Genomic DNA, 15645 nt, shown 5'->3' on the forward strand with positions numbered 1-15645 from the left:
AGCCACCGCTTTGCGGCTGCTGCGGCATACACGCACTAAGCTCGGCGGCCATGGCGAGCACGTGGAGCAGCATCGGGAAGACGTTGGGCCGACTTGCACGAGACAAGGGCCCCCAGCTTCTGGCGCAGTTGCAAAAGTCCGGCGCACTGGACCGCGCGGCCGGTGTCCTCACCGGATCGGCCGCGACCGCACCGAAGCCCACCCCGGGACGTCCGGTCACCGCCGATTCCGCGCCGACGGCTCATCGGGCCCGGAAGATCGAGTACTCCCCCGACCTCGACGGCCGCGCGGATCCGGGCGAGATCGTCTGGACGTGGGTGGCGTACGAGGAGGACCCCAGCCAGGGCAAGGACCGGCCGGTGCTCGTCGTGGGGCGCGACGGCGAGACCCTGCTCGGCTTGATGTTGTCGTCGCAGAGCAAGCACGACGGCGACCGGGACTGGATCGCGGTCGGGTCGGGCTCGTGGGACGCGGAGGGCCGTCCGAGCTGGATCCGTCTCGACCGGGTGCTGGACGTGCCCGAGGCGGGGATCCGCCGTGAGGGCGCCGTCATGGACCGCGACAAGTTCGAGGTCGTGGCGACCCGTCTGCGCGCCGATTTCAGCTGGCACTGACGGCTCACCGCCGCAGGTCGTCGGCGACCATCTCGGCGATCGCCGTCATCGCGAGCGCGTTCGGGTGCGCCGGCTCCGCGGGTGACTGCGGCACCATCCCCTCGAACCAGCGCTGTCCCGTCGGCGCGCACGCGTCGTGGCCGCCGTCGACGGCGGCCTTCGCGATGTCGATGTAGTGGACTCCGTACCGGGCGGCGGCGTCGACGTAGATCTGGTTGAACCGCTCGAAGTACCGCTCGAGCCAGACCGCGTCGGCGTCGGACACCGGCAGGTTGGGCCGGCATCCGCGGCGCCCGACCGAACCGCCGTGCCCGATCAGGTACACCTCCGCATGCGGCGCCTTCGCGACGATCGCGGCCACCACGGCGTCGACCTGGGGCGCCATCTTCGCGATCCCCTCGACCGCGAGCTGCTCCGCCCGCGGGTCGTCGCGGCAACCGGCGTCCGCGCCCGGAACGAGGGCGACGCAGCGCACCGACACGGGCAGGTGGTTCGAGCCGCCCCCGCCGATGCTCAGCGTCACCACGTCGGTATCCGCCCGCAGCGCGTCGATCTGCGGCGGAGCGAAGTGCGTCCCCACGAACTGCGGGGTGCTGATCACGTGCGCGGGTGTCGCGGCGGAACAGGTGACGTCGGTGACGGTGGCGGCGCCGATCAGCTGACCGAGCTTCGCCGGATAATTCAGGTCCGGCGACCGCAGGCACAGGTCGCGGTGCGCGGACACCTCGATCAGCGGCCCGGCGGCCCGGGAGTCGCCGAGAGCGACGTAGTTCGGCCCCCGCGGCGGTGCGTCCTCGGCCGCGGCGGCCGCGGGCACCGCGCCGGTGAGCACGAGCAGCGCGCACGCGAGAATCCCGGCCCGCATGGATTCGGGCGTCGCTCAGCTCTGCAGTCGGTCGTACCGGCCGAACAGCGATCGGTAGGCCAGGGCTCCCACCGCGCCGCCGATCAACGGGAACACGATGAACAGCCACACCTGGGCGAGCGCGCCGTTCTGGTAGGGCGCGACGGCGAGGCTGCGGGCGGGGTTGACGGATGTGTTGTCGATCGGGATCGACGCGAGGTGGATCACGGCGAGGGTGAATCCGATGGAGACGCCCGCCAGGGGGACGTCGGAGATCTGGTCGGTCGAGGCGAGGACCACGAACACCAGCAGCGCGGTGAGGAGGATTTCGATGATCATCGCCGCACCGATGCCGTAGCCGTTCTCGATGACCCCGCCGAGCGGTCCCTTGATCGCCGACGGGCTGTGGGCGCCCCAGCCGTTCGCGCCGAGACCGTCGTCGGCCCTGTTGTAGGACGGCAGGCTCTGCGCGATCGCGTAGATCACCACGCCGGCGACGAGGCCACCGATGACCTGGGCGACGACGTACAACCCGGCCTTCGCGACCGACAACCGGCCGAGCGCGAGGTGCCCGACGGTGACGGCCGGGTTGACGTGGCAGCCCGAGATCGGGCCGATGGCGTAGACGAGGAAGAGGAGTGTCAGTCCGAATGCCAGTGCCACACCCAGGTTTCCGACCTTGGCGCCGGCGAAGACAGCCGTCCCCACCGCCGCGAAGACCAGTACGAACGTACCGATCGCCTCTGCTACGTATTTCTTGAGATCCGAGATCGGTTCGACTTCTACGTATTCCTGTGCGGTTGGAGACATTGAACCCACCTTCGTCAGTCGAAATGGATCGTTAGTCCTGCTTTCCACAGAGATCTGGGTCGCACTTTACGCCAGACGCGTGATCTCCACGACGACTTCGAGATCAGTTGCCCGGCCTCCGGAGAAGATGCCCTTGAGCGGCGGAACGTCCGCGTAGTCCCGCCCGATGCCCACCGACACGTGCTGTTCGTTGACCGCCACCGCGTTGGTGGGGTCGTATCCCCACCACGCACCGGTCCACGCCTCCACCCAGGCGTGACTCTCGCCGGCCACCGTGTCGTCCACCGCCGCATCGGGTTTCGGGTGCAGGTAGCCGGACACGTACCGGCTCGGAATTCCCATGCTGCGCAACAACACCAGCGTCAGGTGCGCATAGTCCTGGCACACGCCCTGCCGCTCTGCCCACGCGTCGACCGCGGACGTGTGGACGCCCGTCGTCCCCGGGACGTAGTCCATTTCCCGATGCACCCAGTCCGCCGCCGCGACAACGGCCTCGTCGGGGGTGCGGCCCTTGCGCAGGTCCCGGGCGATGCCGTCGAGTTTGCGGCTGCGCGGCACGAACGTGGTGTTGCTCAGCTGTTCGTTGAACCGGTCGGTGAGCGGTGGACTGGCCAGCTCGTCCCAGTCCGCCTTCTCCTCCGGCTCCCAGAACGGTTCGGTCTCCACGACGGACAGCCCGATGACCTCGAGTTCCTTGTGCGGCGCATGGAGATCGAACGCGGTGACGGCGGTGCCCCAGTAGTCGGTGTAGCGGTACGAGCGCGTCGCGGGCGTCGTCTCCACCCGGTTCAGGATCACCGTCTGCCTGCTGTCACCGCGCGGGGTCAGTCGCGCCTCGTTGTACGAGGACGTGACCGGTGCGTCGTAGGCATACCCGGTGGTGTGCACGACTCTCATACGCCAGCTCACAGCTCTCCCTCCACCACGGCGTCGCCGCCGACGGCCCGTGCATCGGTCCACGCCACCCACGGCGCGGCGTGAAAATATTGCAGCGCGATGGCTTCTCCGAGCTCGCGGCAGGTCTCCTGCAACCCCGCGAGGCGATCCTGGAGATCCTCGAGCAGCACGCCGGGCGGCAGGAACTCGAGTTCGCTCCGGGCCCGGCCCAGGAGACGCTGCGCCTCGGCCCGCGGTCCGACGCGGCTGTCGGGCTGGTGGTCGAGTTCGGCGAGGCACAGCTCCGCCTGCCGGATGGCGTGGAACACCGACCGCGGGAACAGGCGGTCCAGCAGGATGAACTCGACCACCCGGTTGGCGTCCAGCGCACCGCGGTACGTCCGCAGGTACGTGTCGTGGGCACCCGCGGAACGCAGCACCGTGACCCATGCCGGCGACGACGGACGGTCGCCCGCGCGGGAGAGCAGCATCCGCGCGAGCATGTCGACGCGTTCGATCGAGCGGCCCAGCAGCAGGAAGCGGTACCCGTCGTCGCGGCTCAAGGTCGAGTCGGCAAGGCCCGCGAACATCGCCGCACGTTCCTCCACGTACCGGAAGAACTCGTGCGGCCCGAGACGCTTGGCCGCCCGCTCCCGTTCCGCGAGCCCGTTGTACGTGGTGTTGAGGCATTCCCACATCTCGCTGGACGTGACCTCGCGGGCGCCGCGCGCGTTCTCGCGGGCACTGGCGAGGGAATCGATGATCGAGCCCACCTGGTTGCGGCTGAATGCGACCAGTTCGGTCACCGACCGGACGTCGAGCGGGGTGTCGGGCGCGTCGATGCCGAGCACCCGCAGCAGCAACCGCGACGTGCGGTCGGGGTCCACCGAGGCGTCGTCGAGCAGTTGGTGCACGGCGACGTCGAGAATGCGGGCCATGTCGTCGGCCCGCTCCACGTACCTGCCGATCCAGTACAGCGATTCCGCGTTCCTCGCCAGCATCAGCAATCACCTCCCTGCCCCTGTTGCTGCTGCTGTTGCTGTTGTTGCTGAAGTTGGGTGGTACTGAGTTCGGGCCCCTGCTCGGCCTCCGCGGACTGCGCCGGCTCGGCCACGAGTTCCTCGCCCGCGAGTTCCCGCTCCTCGTCCGAGCTTCTGCTCGCCAGCACCCACGTGTCCTTGCTGCCGCCGCCCTGGCTGGAATTCACCACGAGCGACCCCTCGGGCAGCGCCACCCGGGTGAGCCCGCCCGGCAGCACCCACACGTCGTCGCCGTCGTTGACCGCGAAGGGCCGCAGGTCGACGTGCCGGGGCACCAGTTCGTCCCCGATCTTCGTCGGGACCGTGGACAGCTGGACCACCGGCTGGGCGATCCACCCGCGCGGATCCGCCTTGATCTTCCGCGTGATCGTGTTCAGTTCCTTCGGCGACGCGTCGGGGCCGAAGACGATGCCGTAGCCGCCGGAGCCCTCCACCGGTTTGATCACCAGTTCGTCGACCCGGTCCAGGACCTGTTCGCACTCCTCGTCCAGCCAGCAGCGGAACGTGTCGACGTTCGCGAGCAACGGCTTCTCACCGAGGTAGTAGTCGATGATCGTCGGGACGTACGTGTAGACGAGTTTGTCGTCGCCCACGCCGTTCCCGACGGCACTCGAGATGACGACGTTGCCCGCTCTCGCCGCGTTGAGCACGCCGGCCACCCCCAGCACGGAGTCCGGCCGGAAGTGCATGGGGTCGAGGTAGTCGTCGTCGATGCGGCGGTAGATGACGTCGACCTGCCGCTCCCCCTCCGTCGTGCGCATGTAGACCATGTTGTCGCGGCAGAAGAGGTCGCGGCCCTCGACCAGTTCGACACCCATCTGCCGGGCGAGCAGCGAATGCTCGAAGTACGCGGAGTTCGCGACGCCGGGGGTGAGCACCACGACGGTCGGATCGGCTTCGTTCAGGGCGGCCGACGCGCGCAGCGCCCGCAGCAGGTGCGAGGCGTAGTCGCCGACGGACCGCACGCGGTGCGACATGAAGAGGTCGGGGAAGACCCGCGCCATGGTGCGGCGGTTCTCCATGACGTACGACACCCCGGACGGGGAACGCAGGTTGTCCTCGAGAACGCGGAACACCCCGTTCTCGTCGCGGACGAGGTCGATCCCGGCGACGTGGATCCGCACACCGTTCGGCGGGACGATCCCCGCGGCCTCCCGGTGGAAGTGCTCACACGACGTGACGAGCCGCTTGGGCAGGACGTGGTCACGCAGGATGCGCTGTTCCCCGTAGACGTCGTCGAGGAACAGCTCGAGCGCATGCACGCGCTGCTTGATGCCCTTTTCGAGGCGCGTCCATTCCGCTGCGGCGATGACCCGCGGCACCAGGTCGAGCGGGAAGGGCCGCTCCTGACCGGACAGCGAGAACGTCACACCCTGGTCGATGAACGCCCTGCCCAAGGCGTCGGATCGGGCGGCGAGGTCGGCACGGTCCGCCGGTTCGAGCGCCTTGAACACGCCCTTGTACGGCGGGCGGACGGTGCCGTCGCGGTCGAACATCTCGTCGAACGCCAGCCCGTACCGCCCGATGTCGGTGTACCCGTCGAACACGTGGGCGGGTTCTGCGGGCTTGCGTGGCCGGGCTCTCACCCGCGTTCGCGACTGGGTTCCCGGTGCCTTCGCACCCGCCTGCGTGCTTCCCCCCGATTTTCGGACGGGGGCTTTCGAGGTTGCCGACGATTTCGCTACTGTTGACGACTTCGATGCTGGGGGCGTCATCCCAGACATGCTGCTACATGCACACCCGTTCAGCAGCACAGCCGCAGGATTTGTCGGCGCGTCCCGCCGCCGGTTTGAGATCGGACACCGATCACTGGTAATCTCGCCTGTCGGTGCATATGTGTGCGCCCAGAGCTTTCTCGACCGTAACCAGCTAAAGACGACAGGATTTTACGCGTGGCCAACATCAAGTCCCAGGTGAAGCGGATCCGTACCAACGAGGCGGCCCGACTCCGTAACCAGTCGGTGAAGTCCTCGCTGCGCACGGCGATCCGCTCGTTCCGCGAGGCTGCGGCGGCCGGTGACAAGGACAAGGCCAACGAGCTCCTCGTCGCCACCAGCCGCAAGCTCGACAAGGCAGCCAGCAAGGGCGTCATTCACGCCAACCAGGCTGCCAACAAGAAGTCTGCTCTCGCGCAGGCTGTCAACAAGATCTGACGGTTCTTCCGTCGTAGGCTCCGACAGCCGCTCGATCCTCGGATCGAGCGGCTGTTGTCGTGTCTGCGTCCGTCGTGTCTGCGTCAGATCTGACGTAACCGCGAGACGCGTCCCACGGCACTCTCCACGGCGTAGTCGGCGTCGGCGGCGGCGCCTTTGACGTCGGCGTTGAGTGCAGCGACCACCCGCAGGGCCTCCCCCACCGTGGTGGGCGTCCACCCCTTCGCGAGGGCCTGCGCCTTCTTGATCTTCCAGGGCGGCATGCCCAGTTCCGATGCCATCCGGAACGGGTCGCCCCGCCCGGCCGGGGCCACCCGGGCGATCGAGTGCACCGCGTCGGCGAGTGCATCCGCCAACAGCACGTGCGGTACACCCCGCAGCATCGCCCAGCGCAGCGCCTCGATCGCACCCGCGGTGTCGCCGGCGACGGCCTTGTCCGCGACGTCGAATCCGCTGACCTCGGCCTTGCCCGAGTAGTACCGCTGCACGGCCGCGACGTCGATCTTGCCGCCGGTATCTGCCGTGAGCTGCGAACACGCCGCCGCCAATTCCCGCAGATTCGATCCCACCCCTTCGAACACGGTCTGCACCACGTCCGGCGACACCCGGACCCCGAGAGTGCGGAACTCGCCGCGGATGAAGCCGATGATGTCGCCGGACTTCAGTTTGGCGCACGGATGGACCGCGGCCCCGAGTTTCTCCAGCGCCCCGGCCATCGCCTTCGCGCGTCCGCCGCCCGAGTGGAGAACGACGAGGACGACGCCCGGCGGGGGATCTCCGGCGGCATCGAGGACCAGGGCCACCGCATCCTTGCCCGCCTCGGCCGCCGCCTCCAGCACCACCACCCGGTCCTCGGCGAACAGGGAGGGACTGAGCAGTTCGGCGAGTTCCGCCGCCCCCGCGTCGCCCGCCCGCAGCCGGTTGACGGGAAGCTCCGCGCCCGCGGCAACGGCGGCTGTCGCACGGACCTGGCTGACGACCTGGGCCACCGCGCGTTCGACGAGGAACTCCTCGTCACCGAGGACCAGATGGAGCTGTTCGAGCTGAGTTGGAGTGCTCACGCGACGATCGTGCCACGTGGGGCGGACACGTTCGCCGACACCCCGGGACCCGACTATCGCCATCGCCGCCCGGACACCGTGTCGGCGGTGGACACTCGATCACATGACCGCGGATACCGGGGCGGACGGCGTCGCCCCCCAGGATTACGCGCACACGATCGACCTCGACGACGATCGCGCGGCCGGGCAACGGTACGAGCTCGGTCTCCGGTACACCTGCCGCGGGTGCCTGCTCGTCCGCTGGTCGGTGCAATTGGTGGCCCGCTGCTCCGTGACCGGGCACACCGAGACCGTGTTCGCCCGCGGTCACGGCCCCCTCGAACCCGAGCCGGACGGGTCTCGGAGCACCGCCGCGAGGCGAACCGACTTCGACGCCGCGTGCGAGTTCTTCGAAGCGCAGTGGCGGACGCTGCTCGACCTGCCGCGCGGCACGGTGAGACCGGTCACCGATCAGCGGCACCACACCGAGGCGCTCACCCGGTACGGGCAGACGTGGCGCAGCGTGTCCGGACGCGAGGTCGTGGACACGCTCGCGTCGTTCGCCGGGATCACCGTGCTCGCCCTGGCCACCGACCCCGCGCTGCAGGTGATGCGACGCGCCGCCGCCCACCACCCCGAACCGGTGATCCTCGCGCTGTACCACCCCGCCCCGCAGCGCATCGACCTCGCCCTCGTCGACACCGCGACCATGGAGGCGTTGCTCGACGATCCCGGTCCGCTCCGCGCCGGGCCCGATTCCAGCGCGGGCGCCGTGTTCACGGGCCCCCACTCCGCGGGGCTGCTGCATCCCGGCTACCTCAGCTCCCTGCCGCCTCTCAGCTGACCACTTCCCGGGTCAGGAGACCCACCACCGAGGCGAGGGTGCCGCCGCGCTCGAACTCGGCGCGTTGCCGTTCGGCGCCCGTCCCCTCCCGCAGAACGGTGTCGAATCCCGATTCGAGGAAGGCGCGGTCGCTCGACCCCAGTCCGGGGGCGATGCACTCGTTCAGCAGTTCCAGTTGCCGGCGGATCGGCAGCGACCGGTCAGCGGCGGGACTGGTGCATTCACCGTCGAGTCCGTCGCGGGCCGCACGCCACAACTGCGCGCGCAGCAGTTCGACGCGCAACCACGGGACGGCAACACCGTCCGCCGCCGACCGCAGCGCCCACCCGACCAGTCCCTTCACCACCACGGCGTAGAGGGCCGCATGCGCCGCCGTCATCGCGACGTCCGCGATCCTGACCTCGATGGTCGGCTGCTTGTCGGAGAGCCGGACGTGCCAGTAGATCATTCCGCGATCCATGGCGGCGCCGGTCCCGATCATCGCGCCGACAACCGACTCGTACTCGTCCGCGGAATCGAAGTGCGGCGGCGGTCCCGCCGACGGCCAGCGCGACCACAGGATGTGCCGCCAGCTGTGATAGCCCGTGTCGTGCCCGCCGTGGAACGGCGAATTTCCCGTGAGGGCGAGGAGCACCGGTAGCCAACTGCGCACCTGGTTGCCCACCCGGACACCGATCTCGCGGCTCGGGATCCCGATGTGCACGTGGCAGCCGCACGTGATCACCGTGTCCACGATCGACCCGAAGTGGCGGGCCATCTCCTCGTACCGGGGGCTCGGGGTGATCGCCGGAGGCACGCTCTCGGCCATTGGTGGCGTACCGCTCGGCAGCAGCGACAGGTCGCGGCCGGCCGCAGCCTTCGTCAGCCGGCACCGGAGGCTGCGCAACTCCTCGTGCAGTTCCTGCCCGGTGTGGCACACGCCGGTCGCCGTCTCGATCTGGCAGCGGGCGAGCTCACGCTGAAGCCCCCGAATGTCGTGGCCCGCTTCCGCGACCACGTCGGGCCCGGCCGCGGACAGGTGCCCGGATCCGTCGACGAGGAAGAACTCCTCCTCGACCCCCATACTGAGTTCGCGGCCCGATTCCGTTGCTGCAGGGCTCATTCAGAAGGTATCCCCCCGTTTCGCCGAGACGAAACCGGCGGCCTGCCGGACTCAGCTGAAACCGATCACGTCCTCACCCCAGGCCCGGCGCAGTTCGCGGTCCGGGTCGGCGACCACGGCGTCGGACTTGCCGATGAGCAGGGTCGTGCGATCCGCTTCGTCGTACCGGGGCCAGCCGACTTCGGCGTCCGTTCCGTCCGGGGTGCCGTCCAAGGCGAAGGACAGCCAGCGCCGCTGGATCCGTTGCGACACGTGCCCGGCGGTTCGATGTCCCCCGAGCTTGAACGTGGGGTCGTGCGGGACGACGCCGAAGTTCCCGAAGACGTACGGCACCTCGGTGCCGTGGGTGGCGCCGATTCGCGCTGCGCGCAGGAAGGGAGTGGCGTAGTCGAAGCGGTACAGCCACGTCGGTGCGAGCCGGCTGTGCGCCTCCGCGATCCACAGCGTCGGCATCCGGAACGCGGCGTCGCGCGAGATCTCCATGGCCGAACGCTTCTTCGGGTAGTCCGGATACGCCCCCGCCACCTCCTGTTCCTCGTCCGCGGGCAGGTCCGGGTGGTCGGCGGCGATCGCCACGAACATCTGATGGACGGAGTCCGGGGTGATCGGCATCAGCGGCGACTTCATCAGCCGGAACATCGACGCCTCGTCCTTGTTAGTCCCGATCAGCAGGGGAATCCGATGCGCGCGACCTTTCCGGAAGGCCGCCACCGGGTAGTGCGGGACCACGTCCCCGTCGACCGTGGGGGCCACCGCGAGGGTGCCGGGCACCCGGGCGGGCACCTGCTGGACGAGTTCCACACACGCCTTCGTCAGCACGTCGACGGGGAGGTCGCGCAGACGCCCCGCGTCGGACGGCGCGATGTCGAGCAGCTCGAGGAAGGACTCGGCGATGCTCGCGGCACGTTCGGGGCCGTACACGGACGTGGCGGGTGAACTCTCGGCGATGGCGCGATGGAACAACCCCTCCGCGGGCGGGGACGTCATCAGGGTCGTGACCGCGCCGCCGCCTGCGGACTCCCCGAACAGCGTCACCTCGCCCGGGTCGCCGCCGAACGATGCGATGTTGTCGCGGACCCAGGTCAGTGCCGCGATCTGATCGCGCAGGCCGAGGTTCGTGTCGAACGGATGCAGCTTCGTCGAGAACGAGGAGAAGTCCAGGAATCCCAGCACACCGAGGCGGTAGTTGAACGTCACCACCACGACCTCGCCACGCTCGACCAGGCGGGTGGGGTCGAACATGCGCTGCCCCGACGACCCGAGGTAGTACGCACCGCCGTGTATCCACACCATCACGGGCCGCGGTCGGTCCGTACTCGTTGCCGGGGCGAAGACGTTCAGGGTCAGGCAGTCCTCGTCGAGAGTCAGTCCGGGGTCGATGGGTAGCGGTCCGTGCTCGTTTTGCGGTGCGATGGGGCCGAACCGGGAGCAGTCGCGCACGTCGGTGAACGGTTCGGGCGCGCGTGGCGAGCGCAGCCTCCACTCGCCGACCGGTGGCGCGGCGTAGGGAATGCCTTTCCACGACAGAACCCCACCGAGGCGGGTGCCCCGCAACGTTCCCTGGGCAACGGTCACGAGTGGGCTCTCGGCGGGCGACACCATGGCGCCATCTTCCGCCGAGGCGGAAGATTCCGGCGGCCGATCGCGAATTCTTCTCGGCCGGTCCGGCTGCGACGCCCCACTCTGGCAGACTGACATCACAGAGTCGGGCGCAGACCCGGAAGCGGGAGGACAGGATGCGAGAGAGAGTGCCCGAACCGGCGCGCTTCGAGGCCGTCGGCAAGTCGGCCGCGACATTCGCGGCCCTCGCGGATCTCCTCTACGCCGGTCAGGATTTCGGGCACGTCCATCAGGCCGTCTGCGACGCCGCACCGCGCCTCGTCGAGGGTTGTGAACACGCCAGCCTGATGCTCCGGGAAGGGTCGCGCTACGTGACCGCCGCCGCCAGCGACGAGGTCGCAGCCCGCGTCGACGAGTTCGAGCGCATCGAGAACGAGGGGCCGTGTGTCGACGCCATCGTCAGCGACACCCCCCAGTTCGAGACGGACCTGGCCGCCGGTTCGCAATGGCCCCGCCTGTCCCGGCGGGTTCTGGCCCACACACCGGTGCGTGGGGCGGCCGGATTCCGCCTCGTCATTCTGGGACGCAAGGTCGGGGCGCTCAACCTGTTCTCCGACACCCCGGGAGCGCTGACCACCACGTCCGTCGAGCAGGGCATCATGCTCGCATCGTTCGCGGCGGTGGCGCTGGCGGCCGTGCACGAGCATGTCGAGGCCGAGACGCTGCGCGCCGGCCTCGTCAGTAACCGGGAGATCGGCAAGGCGGTGGGTCTGCTGATGGCCTTCCACAATATTTCCGAGAACCAGGCGATGGAGATTCTCAAGACCACGTCACAGGACATGAACCTCAAACTGGCGACGGTGGCGCAGGAGATCGTCGCTCATCACCACCGCAAGGTGACCTGACCGCGGTCAGTCGGACTCCGGAGCGTCGGGGTTCCCCGCGATCCCCAGCATCGACAGGAGCATGCGGCAGTCGGCGGCGTCGAGCGACAGCGCCGCCACGACGCGCTGCGCTCTCCGCACCTGCACGGCGTCCAGTTCGTCGTCCACATCGAGATCTGTCCGCTCCGATTCCGACATCCCTCTCGCCCTCCAATGCGGGTGCGTTCCAAGACCGTTCACCGCTCGATCTGCCACCGGATGGTAGTCGGTGTTTCGGTTTCGCATACACACATCGGGAATCGAAGTCGAAACGATACAGAACGCGGCCTCCACCCCCGCGTTCAGCGCGCCGAACAGCATTCTCCCGCCGCGTCTCACGCGGGTGATGACGGCGAAGCACACTGCCGCACAGCGGAAGTCACGGCGTCGCCATCGCCCGCAGAGGCTCCCTCAGATCGTTGGCGAAGAACTCGAAGAACCCGTCCACGTCGGGTCCGGCGTTGATCAACGCCAGGTGATCGAACCCGGCGTCCACGAACGTGGCTGCCACGTCGAGGTGCCGCCGGACGTCCGGCCCGCAGGCCATGGCATCCCGGACGTCTTCCGTGCGGATCGAGGACGACGCCGCCTCGAAATTGATCGGATTCGGCAGTTCCGCCTGCACCTTCCACCCGGTCAACCCGAACCGGAACAGCCGGTGCGCCGATTCGGCCGCGGACTGCTCGTCGCGCGCCCACGCGAGCGGGACCTCCCCGTACCGCGGTCCCGTCCCGCCTGCGTCGGCGTAGGCCTTCACCAGGTCGGGGTCGGCTTCGGTGGCGAACAGTCCGTCGCCGAGTTCGGCGGCGATACCGACGGCCTCCGTTCCACCCGCCGCGACCGCGATCGTGGGCGGCACGTCGGGAAGATCGAAGACGCGGGCGTCGTCGAGGGTGAGATGCCGTCCTTCGTAGGAGTGGTAGCCGCCCGACCACAGCAGCCGGATGATGTCGATCGCCTCGCGCAGCATCCGATGCCGGACGGTGACCGACGGCCAACCCCCGCCGACGACGTGCTCGTTCAGGCGTTCCCCCGAGCCGAGCCCGAGTGTGAAACGGCCCTCGCTGAGAACGGCGGTGGTGGCGGCGGCCTGCGCGATGATCGCCGGGTGGTAGCGGACGAACGGGCAGGTGACGCCGGTGGCCAGACCGATACTGCTGGTACCTGCCGCTGCGGCCGCCAGCATCGACCATACGAACCCCGAATGACCGTGGGTGTAGAGCCACGGATGGTAGTGATCGCTCACCTCGACGAAGTCGAATCCGGCGCGTTCGGCTTCGACCGCCTGCCGCACGATCTCGCGGGGATCGAATGTCTCGGCCATCAGCTTGAAACCCACCTGCACGGTGCGCCCCTTTCCTCGAGTTCTGCGGAGGTTGCCCGGATTCGGCGACGCTCACACAAGACGGCCGAGTGACGGCGGCCAGATCGGCGCCCACAGCATCAGCGCACCGACGGTGATCCCGACGAGCACCAGCCGGGGCCCGCGACTGCGGAGCGCCACACCGGCCGCGAGCACGGCGCCGAAAACGACAATCGCACCGGTGAGCCCGGAGGGCACCGGAATAAACGCCCCGGGGATTCGCGCACCCCGTTCGGCCACGGTCACGAGCCACCACTGCGGCCAGTGCGTCAGGTGCACCACCACGGCCGCGGCGGGCACGCTGACCGCCGCGATCAGGGCCGCGACCGCCCCGACCACGGTGATCACCCCGACCACGGGGGCGACAAGCATGTTCGCGCAGATCGACACCAGGCTCACGGTCCCGGCCATCGCGGCGACGATCGGTGCGGTCACGACGAAGGCGGCAACGGTCACCGCCACCGTCTCGGCCACCGCACGCGGCCATCCACGGCCCACGAGCAGGTCCACCCACACCGGCGCGATCACGATCAGCGCCGCCGTGGCCGTCGCCGAGAGGGCAAATCCGAAGTCCACTGCCAATGCCGGTGACCATGACAGGAGGGCGATGACGCCCGCGGCCAGCGCGGGCATCGCCTGTTTCCGTCGCCCGCTCACCAGGGCCAGCAGTGCGACCGAACCCATCGCTGCGGCGCGCAGCACGCTGGGGGACGGTCTCGCGATCACAACGAAGGCGATCAGGGCGGCGGCGGCGAGCGCCGCGCCGGTGCGGGGGCCGATTCCCACCGCTCGCACCAGGAGCAGGACCGCACCCAGGAGGATGCTGACGTTCGCCCCCGACACCGCCGTCAGGTGCGTCAGCCCGGTCGCGGTGAAATCGTCCTTCAGGTCCGGCGGCAGCGCGGAGGTATCGCCCACCACCAGCCCCGGCAGGAGTCCGGCTTCGTCCTCGGGCAGAACGGCGGCGGCCGCGGCGAACCGCGCGCGCAGGGCGCCGGCCCACCGCTGATGCGGGGGCGCGGGCCCGACCTCGGTGGGCGGCCCCGACACCCGGACGGTGGCCAGGCTGAGGTCCCGGTGCCGTGGTGGACTCAGCTGTCCGCGCAGAACCACCTCCTGTCCCGGCAGCAGGCCGAGCCACCCCTCCGCCGGGGCGAGGACGACCACCGCGCCGCCCGTCGAGATCGTCTCGGTGGCCCGCCGGATCTCGACGACGTCGGCGTGCACGAGCACGCGACGTCCGAATCCCGCGATCGGCCGGGGATCGTCGACCGGGGTCACGACCAACGTCACCCACGTCCCGTTCCGCGCGAGTTCGGTCAGCGGGTGCCGTTCCAGGTTCTGTACCCGCCAGGCCACGCCGCCACCGCAGCACGACCCGAACAGCAGGATCGCCACCGCTCCCGCCGTCCACCGCCGTGGCCCGCGCACGACGTGTCCGGCCGCGAGGAGAATACCCGCGCCCGACAGTGCGCCCACCCAGGTCCACGCCGCCGCAGACCCGCCGAGAATACCGATCAATGTTGCCGCCCAACAGATCCCGGCGAACGGAACCAGTCGCAGATCCAGGAGCCGGGGTTCACCCTCGGGCATCAGAGCGTGACCTGACCGCGCAGCTTCTCGAGCCGCACCGGTCCGATCCCGTCCACCTCCCCCAGTTGGGAAATGTCGGTGAACGTGCCGTTGGTCGTGCGCCACGCGACGATCGCCGCGGCCGTGACCGGACCGACGCCGGGCAGCGCGTCGAGTTCCGTCGCCGTCGCCGTGTTGAGGTTCACGAGCCCACCGGCCGTAGGGTTCGCACCTCCCGCCGCCGGGGACCCGGTGGACGTGCCGCCCACCGCGCTCGGGGGCGCCTGCGTCGTCGCGGCTCCGACGAGTACCTGGTCACCGTCCGACAGTCGTTGTGCCAGATTCAATCCGAGGGTGTCGGCACCGTCGCGTACTCCGCCGGCCGCGGCGAGGGCATCCGCCACCCGGGAACCCGGTGGAAGCCGGACCAGACCCGCCGCGGTCACCAGACCGACGACACTCACGACGATCTCCTCCGCGGGGGCCGCGGTGGGCGCCGCGGCAGCGGACGGTGTCGTCGAGTCGGCCGCGGCGGCCGTGGACTGTGCTCTCGCGGCGGGCAGCGACGGAACGGACTGCGTCTCGGGCCGATCGCTGCGCACGCCCACCACGGTGGCCACCGCGACGACGATTCCGACCACGATCAGCGCGATCGCCCCGGAACGCCCCGGATCGAACCGGGCGTCCCGCCACCGGTCGGGTAGCGAGAACACACCCCGGCGGCGTTCGGCCGACCACGTGATGTCGCCGTCGAATTCGGTTCCGCCGGGCTCGGCCAGCCATTCCGGCGCCGCCGGCGTGGCCGGACCGGTCTCACGCTCCCCCGACGTGAGGAACGCGAGACGGGTCCGGCCTCTCGAGCGTTCTTCCCTGATGCCCATGACGCGACAGTAGAGCGACCCGC

16 protein-coding genes are annotated in these 15645 nt (G+C 69.6%); 4 read left to right on the forward strand and 12 right to left on the reverse strand.

Features of this window, described 5'->3' with window-relative positions:
* The first annotated feature begins 50 nt into the window (after positions 1–50).
* Positions 51–614: a type II toxin-antitoxin system PemK/MazF family toxin gene (locus tag ACFTWF_RS31630; protein WP_378465049.1), complete on the forward strand. Its 564-nt coding sequence runs from the start codon at positions 51–53 to the stop codon at positions 612–614.
* 4 nt (positions 615–618) lie between these two features.
* On the opposite strand, the gene ACFTWF_RS31635 is transcribed toward ACFTWF_RS31630, so the two are convergent.
* The 5 genes from ACFTWF_RS31635 to ACFTWF_RS31655 all read right to left on the reverse strand — a co-directional run bounded on the left by ACFTWF_RS31635 (position 619) and on the right by ACFTWF_RS31655 (position 5770).
* Complete coding sequence (locus ACFTWF_RS31635; protein ID WP_378465050.1) at positions 619–1479, reverse strand: SGNH/GDSL hydrolase family protein; 861 nt, start codon at positions 1477–1479, stop codon at positions 619–621.
* Between the two features lie 15 nt (positions 1480–1494).
* A complete protein-coding gene (locus ACFTWF_RS31640) occupies positions 1495–2268 on the reverse strand; it encodes an aquaporin (RefSeq protein ID WP_378465051.1) in 774 nt (257 codons plus the stop codon).
* 66 nt (positions 2269–2334) lie between these two features.
* Positions 2335–3165, reverse strand: a complete 831-nt coding sequence (locus tag ACFTWF_RS31645; protein ID WP_378465052.1) for a transglutaminase domain-containing protein — start codon at positions 3163–3165, stop codon at positions 2335–2337.
* An 8-nt stretch (positions 3166–3173) separates the two neighbouring features.
* Positions 3174–4145, reverse strand: a complete 972-nt coding sequence (locus ACFTWF_RS31650) for an alpha-E domain-containing protein (RefSeq protein WP_378465053.1) — start codon at positions 4143–4145, stop codon at positions 3174–3176.
* Positions 4145–5770 (reverse strand): circularly permuted type 2 ATP-grasp protein, encoded by a 1626-nt coding sequence (locus ACFTWF_RS31655; protein ID WP_378465054.1) that lies wholly within the window; start codon positions 5768–5770, stop codon positions 4145–4147. Before ACFTWF_RS31655 ends, ACFTWF_RS31650 begins: the two co-directional genes overlap by 1 nt.
* 306 nt (positions 5771–6076) lie before the next feature.
* On the opposite strand from ACFTWF_RS31655, the gene rpsT reads away from it, so the two are divergent.
* Positions 6077–6337 (forward strand): 30S ribosomal protein S20, encoded by a 261-nt coding sequence (rpsT, locus tag ACFTWF_RS31660; protein WP_012688238.1) that lies wholly within the window; start codon positions 6077–6079, stop codon positions 6335–6337.
* A gap of 83 nt (positions 6338–6420) precedes the next feature.
* Here the strand turns inward: rpsT and holA are convergent, their stop codons facing one another.
* Positions 6421–7398 (reverse strand): DNA polymerase III subunit delta, encoded by a 978-nt coding sequence (holA, locus tag ACFTWF_RS31665; protein WP_378465055.1) that lies wholly within the window; start codon positions 7396–7398, stop codon positions 6421–6423.
* A gap of 103 nt (positions 7399–7501) precedes the next feature.
* Between holA and ACFTWF_RS31670 the strand changes: the two genes are divergently transcribed.
* Entirely contained in the window at positions 7502–8221 is a 720-nt protein-coding gene (locus tag ACFTWF_RS31670; protein WP_378465056.1) for a hypothetical protein, read from the forward strand.
* On the opposite strand, the gene ACFTWF_RS31675 is transcribed toward ACFTWF_RS31670, so the two are convergent.
* Together ACFTWF_RS31675 and ACFTWF_RS31680 are read right to left on the reverse strand one after the other, a co-directional pair.
* Entirely contained in the window at positions 8214–9323 is a 1110-nt protein-coding gene (locus tag ACFTWF_RS31675; protein WP_378465057.1) for a glutamate--cysteine ligase, read from the reverse strand. The two genes, ACFTWF_RS31670 and ACFTWF_RS31675, sit on opposite strands and share 8 nt — an antisense overlap.
* Before the next feature lie 51 nt (positions 9324–9374).
* The gene (locus ACFTWF_RS31680) at positions 9375–10925 is read right to left on the reverse strand and encodes a carboxylesterase/lipase family protein (RefSeq protein WP_378465058.1); all 1551 of its coding nucleotides are present in this window, start codon (positions 10923–10925) and stop codon (positions 9375–9377) included.
* Positions 10926–11059: 134 nt separating this feature from the next.
* Between ACFTWF_RS31680 and ACFTWF_RS31685 the strand changes: the two genes are divergently transcribed.
* Complete coding sequence (locus ACFTWF_RS31685; protein ID WP_378465059.1) at positions 11060–11788, forward strand: GAF and ANTAR domain-containing protein; 729 nt, start codon at positions 11060–11062, stop codon at positions 11786–11788.
* A 6-nt stretch (positions 11789–11794) separates the two neighbouring features.
* On the opposite strand, the gene ACFTWF_RS31690 is transcribed toward ACFTWF_RS31685, so the two are convergent.
* From ACFTWF_RS31690 to ACFTWF_RS31705, 4 genes are all read right to left on the reverse strand, one after another.
* Positions 11795–11965 (reverse strand): hypothetical protein, encoded by a 171-nt coding sequence (locus tag ACFTWF_RS31690; RefSeq protein WP_185724593.1) that lies wholly within the window; start codon positions 11963–11965, stop codon positions 11795–11797.
* A gap of 220 nt (positions 11966–12185) precedes the next feature.
* Positions 12186–13151 (reverse strand): TIGR03557 family F420-dependent LLM class oxidoreductase, encoded by a 966-nt coding sequence (locus ACFTWF_RS31695; RefSeq protein WP_378465060.1) that lies wholly within the window; start codon positions 13149–13151, stop codon positions 12186–12188.
* A gap of 51 nt (positions 13152–13202) precedes the next feature.
* Positions 13203–14762, reverse strand: a complete 1560-nt coding sequence (locus tag ACFTWF_RS31700; RefSeq protein ID WP_378465061.1) for a ComEC/Rec2 family competence protein — start codon at positions 14760–14762, stop codon at positions 13203–13205.
* On the reverse strand, positions 14762–15622 hold the full coding sequence (locus ACFTWF_RS31705) for a helix-hairpin-helix domain-containing protein (RefSeq protein WP_378465062.1): 861 nt from the start codon (positions 15620–15622) through the stop codon (positions 14762–14764). The genes ACFTWF_RS31700 and ACFTWF_RS31705 overlap by 1 nt, the downstream gene beginning before the upstream one ends.
* Between the last annotated feature and the right edge of the window lie 23 nt (positions 15623–15645).

The sequence above is a fragment of the Rhodococcus sp. NPDC056960 genome (assembly GCF_042674125.1).
Classification (GTDB): Bacteria; Actinomycetota; Actinomycetes; order Mycobacteriales; family Mycobacteriaceae; genus Rhodococcus_F.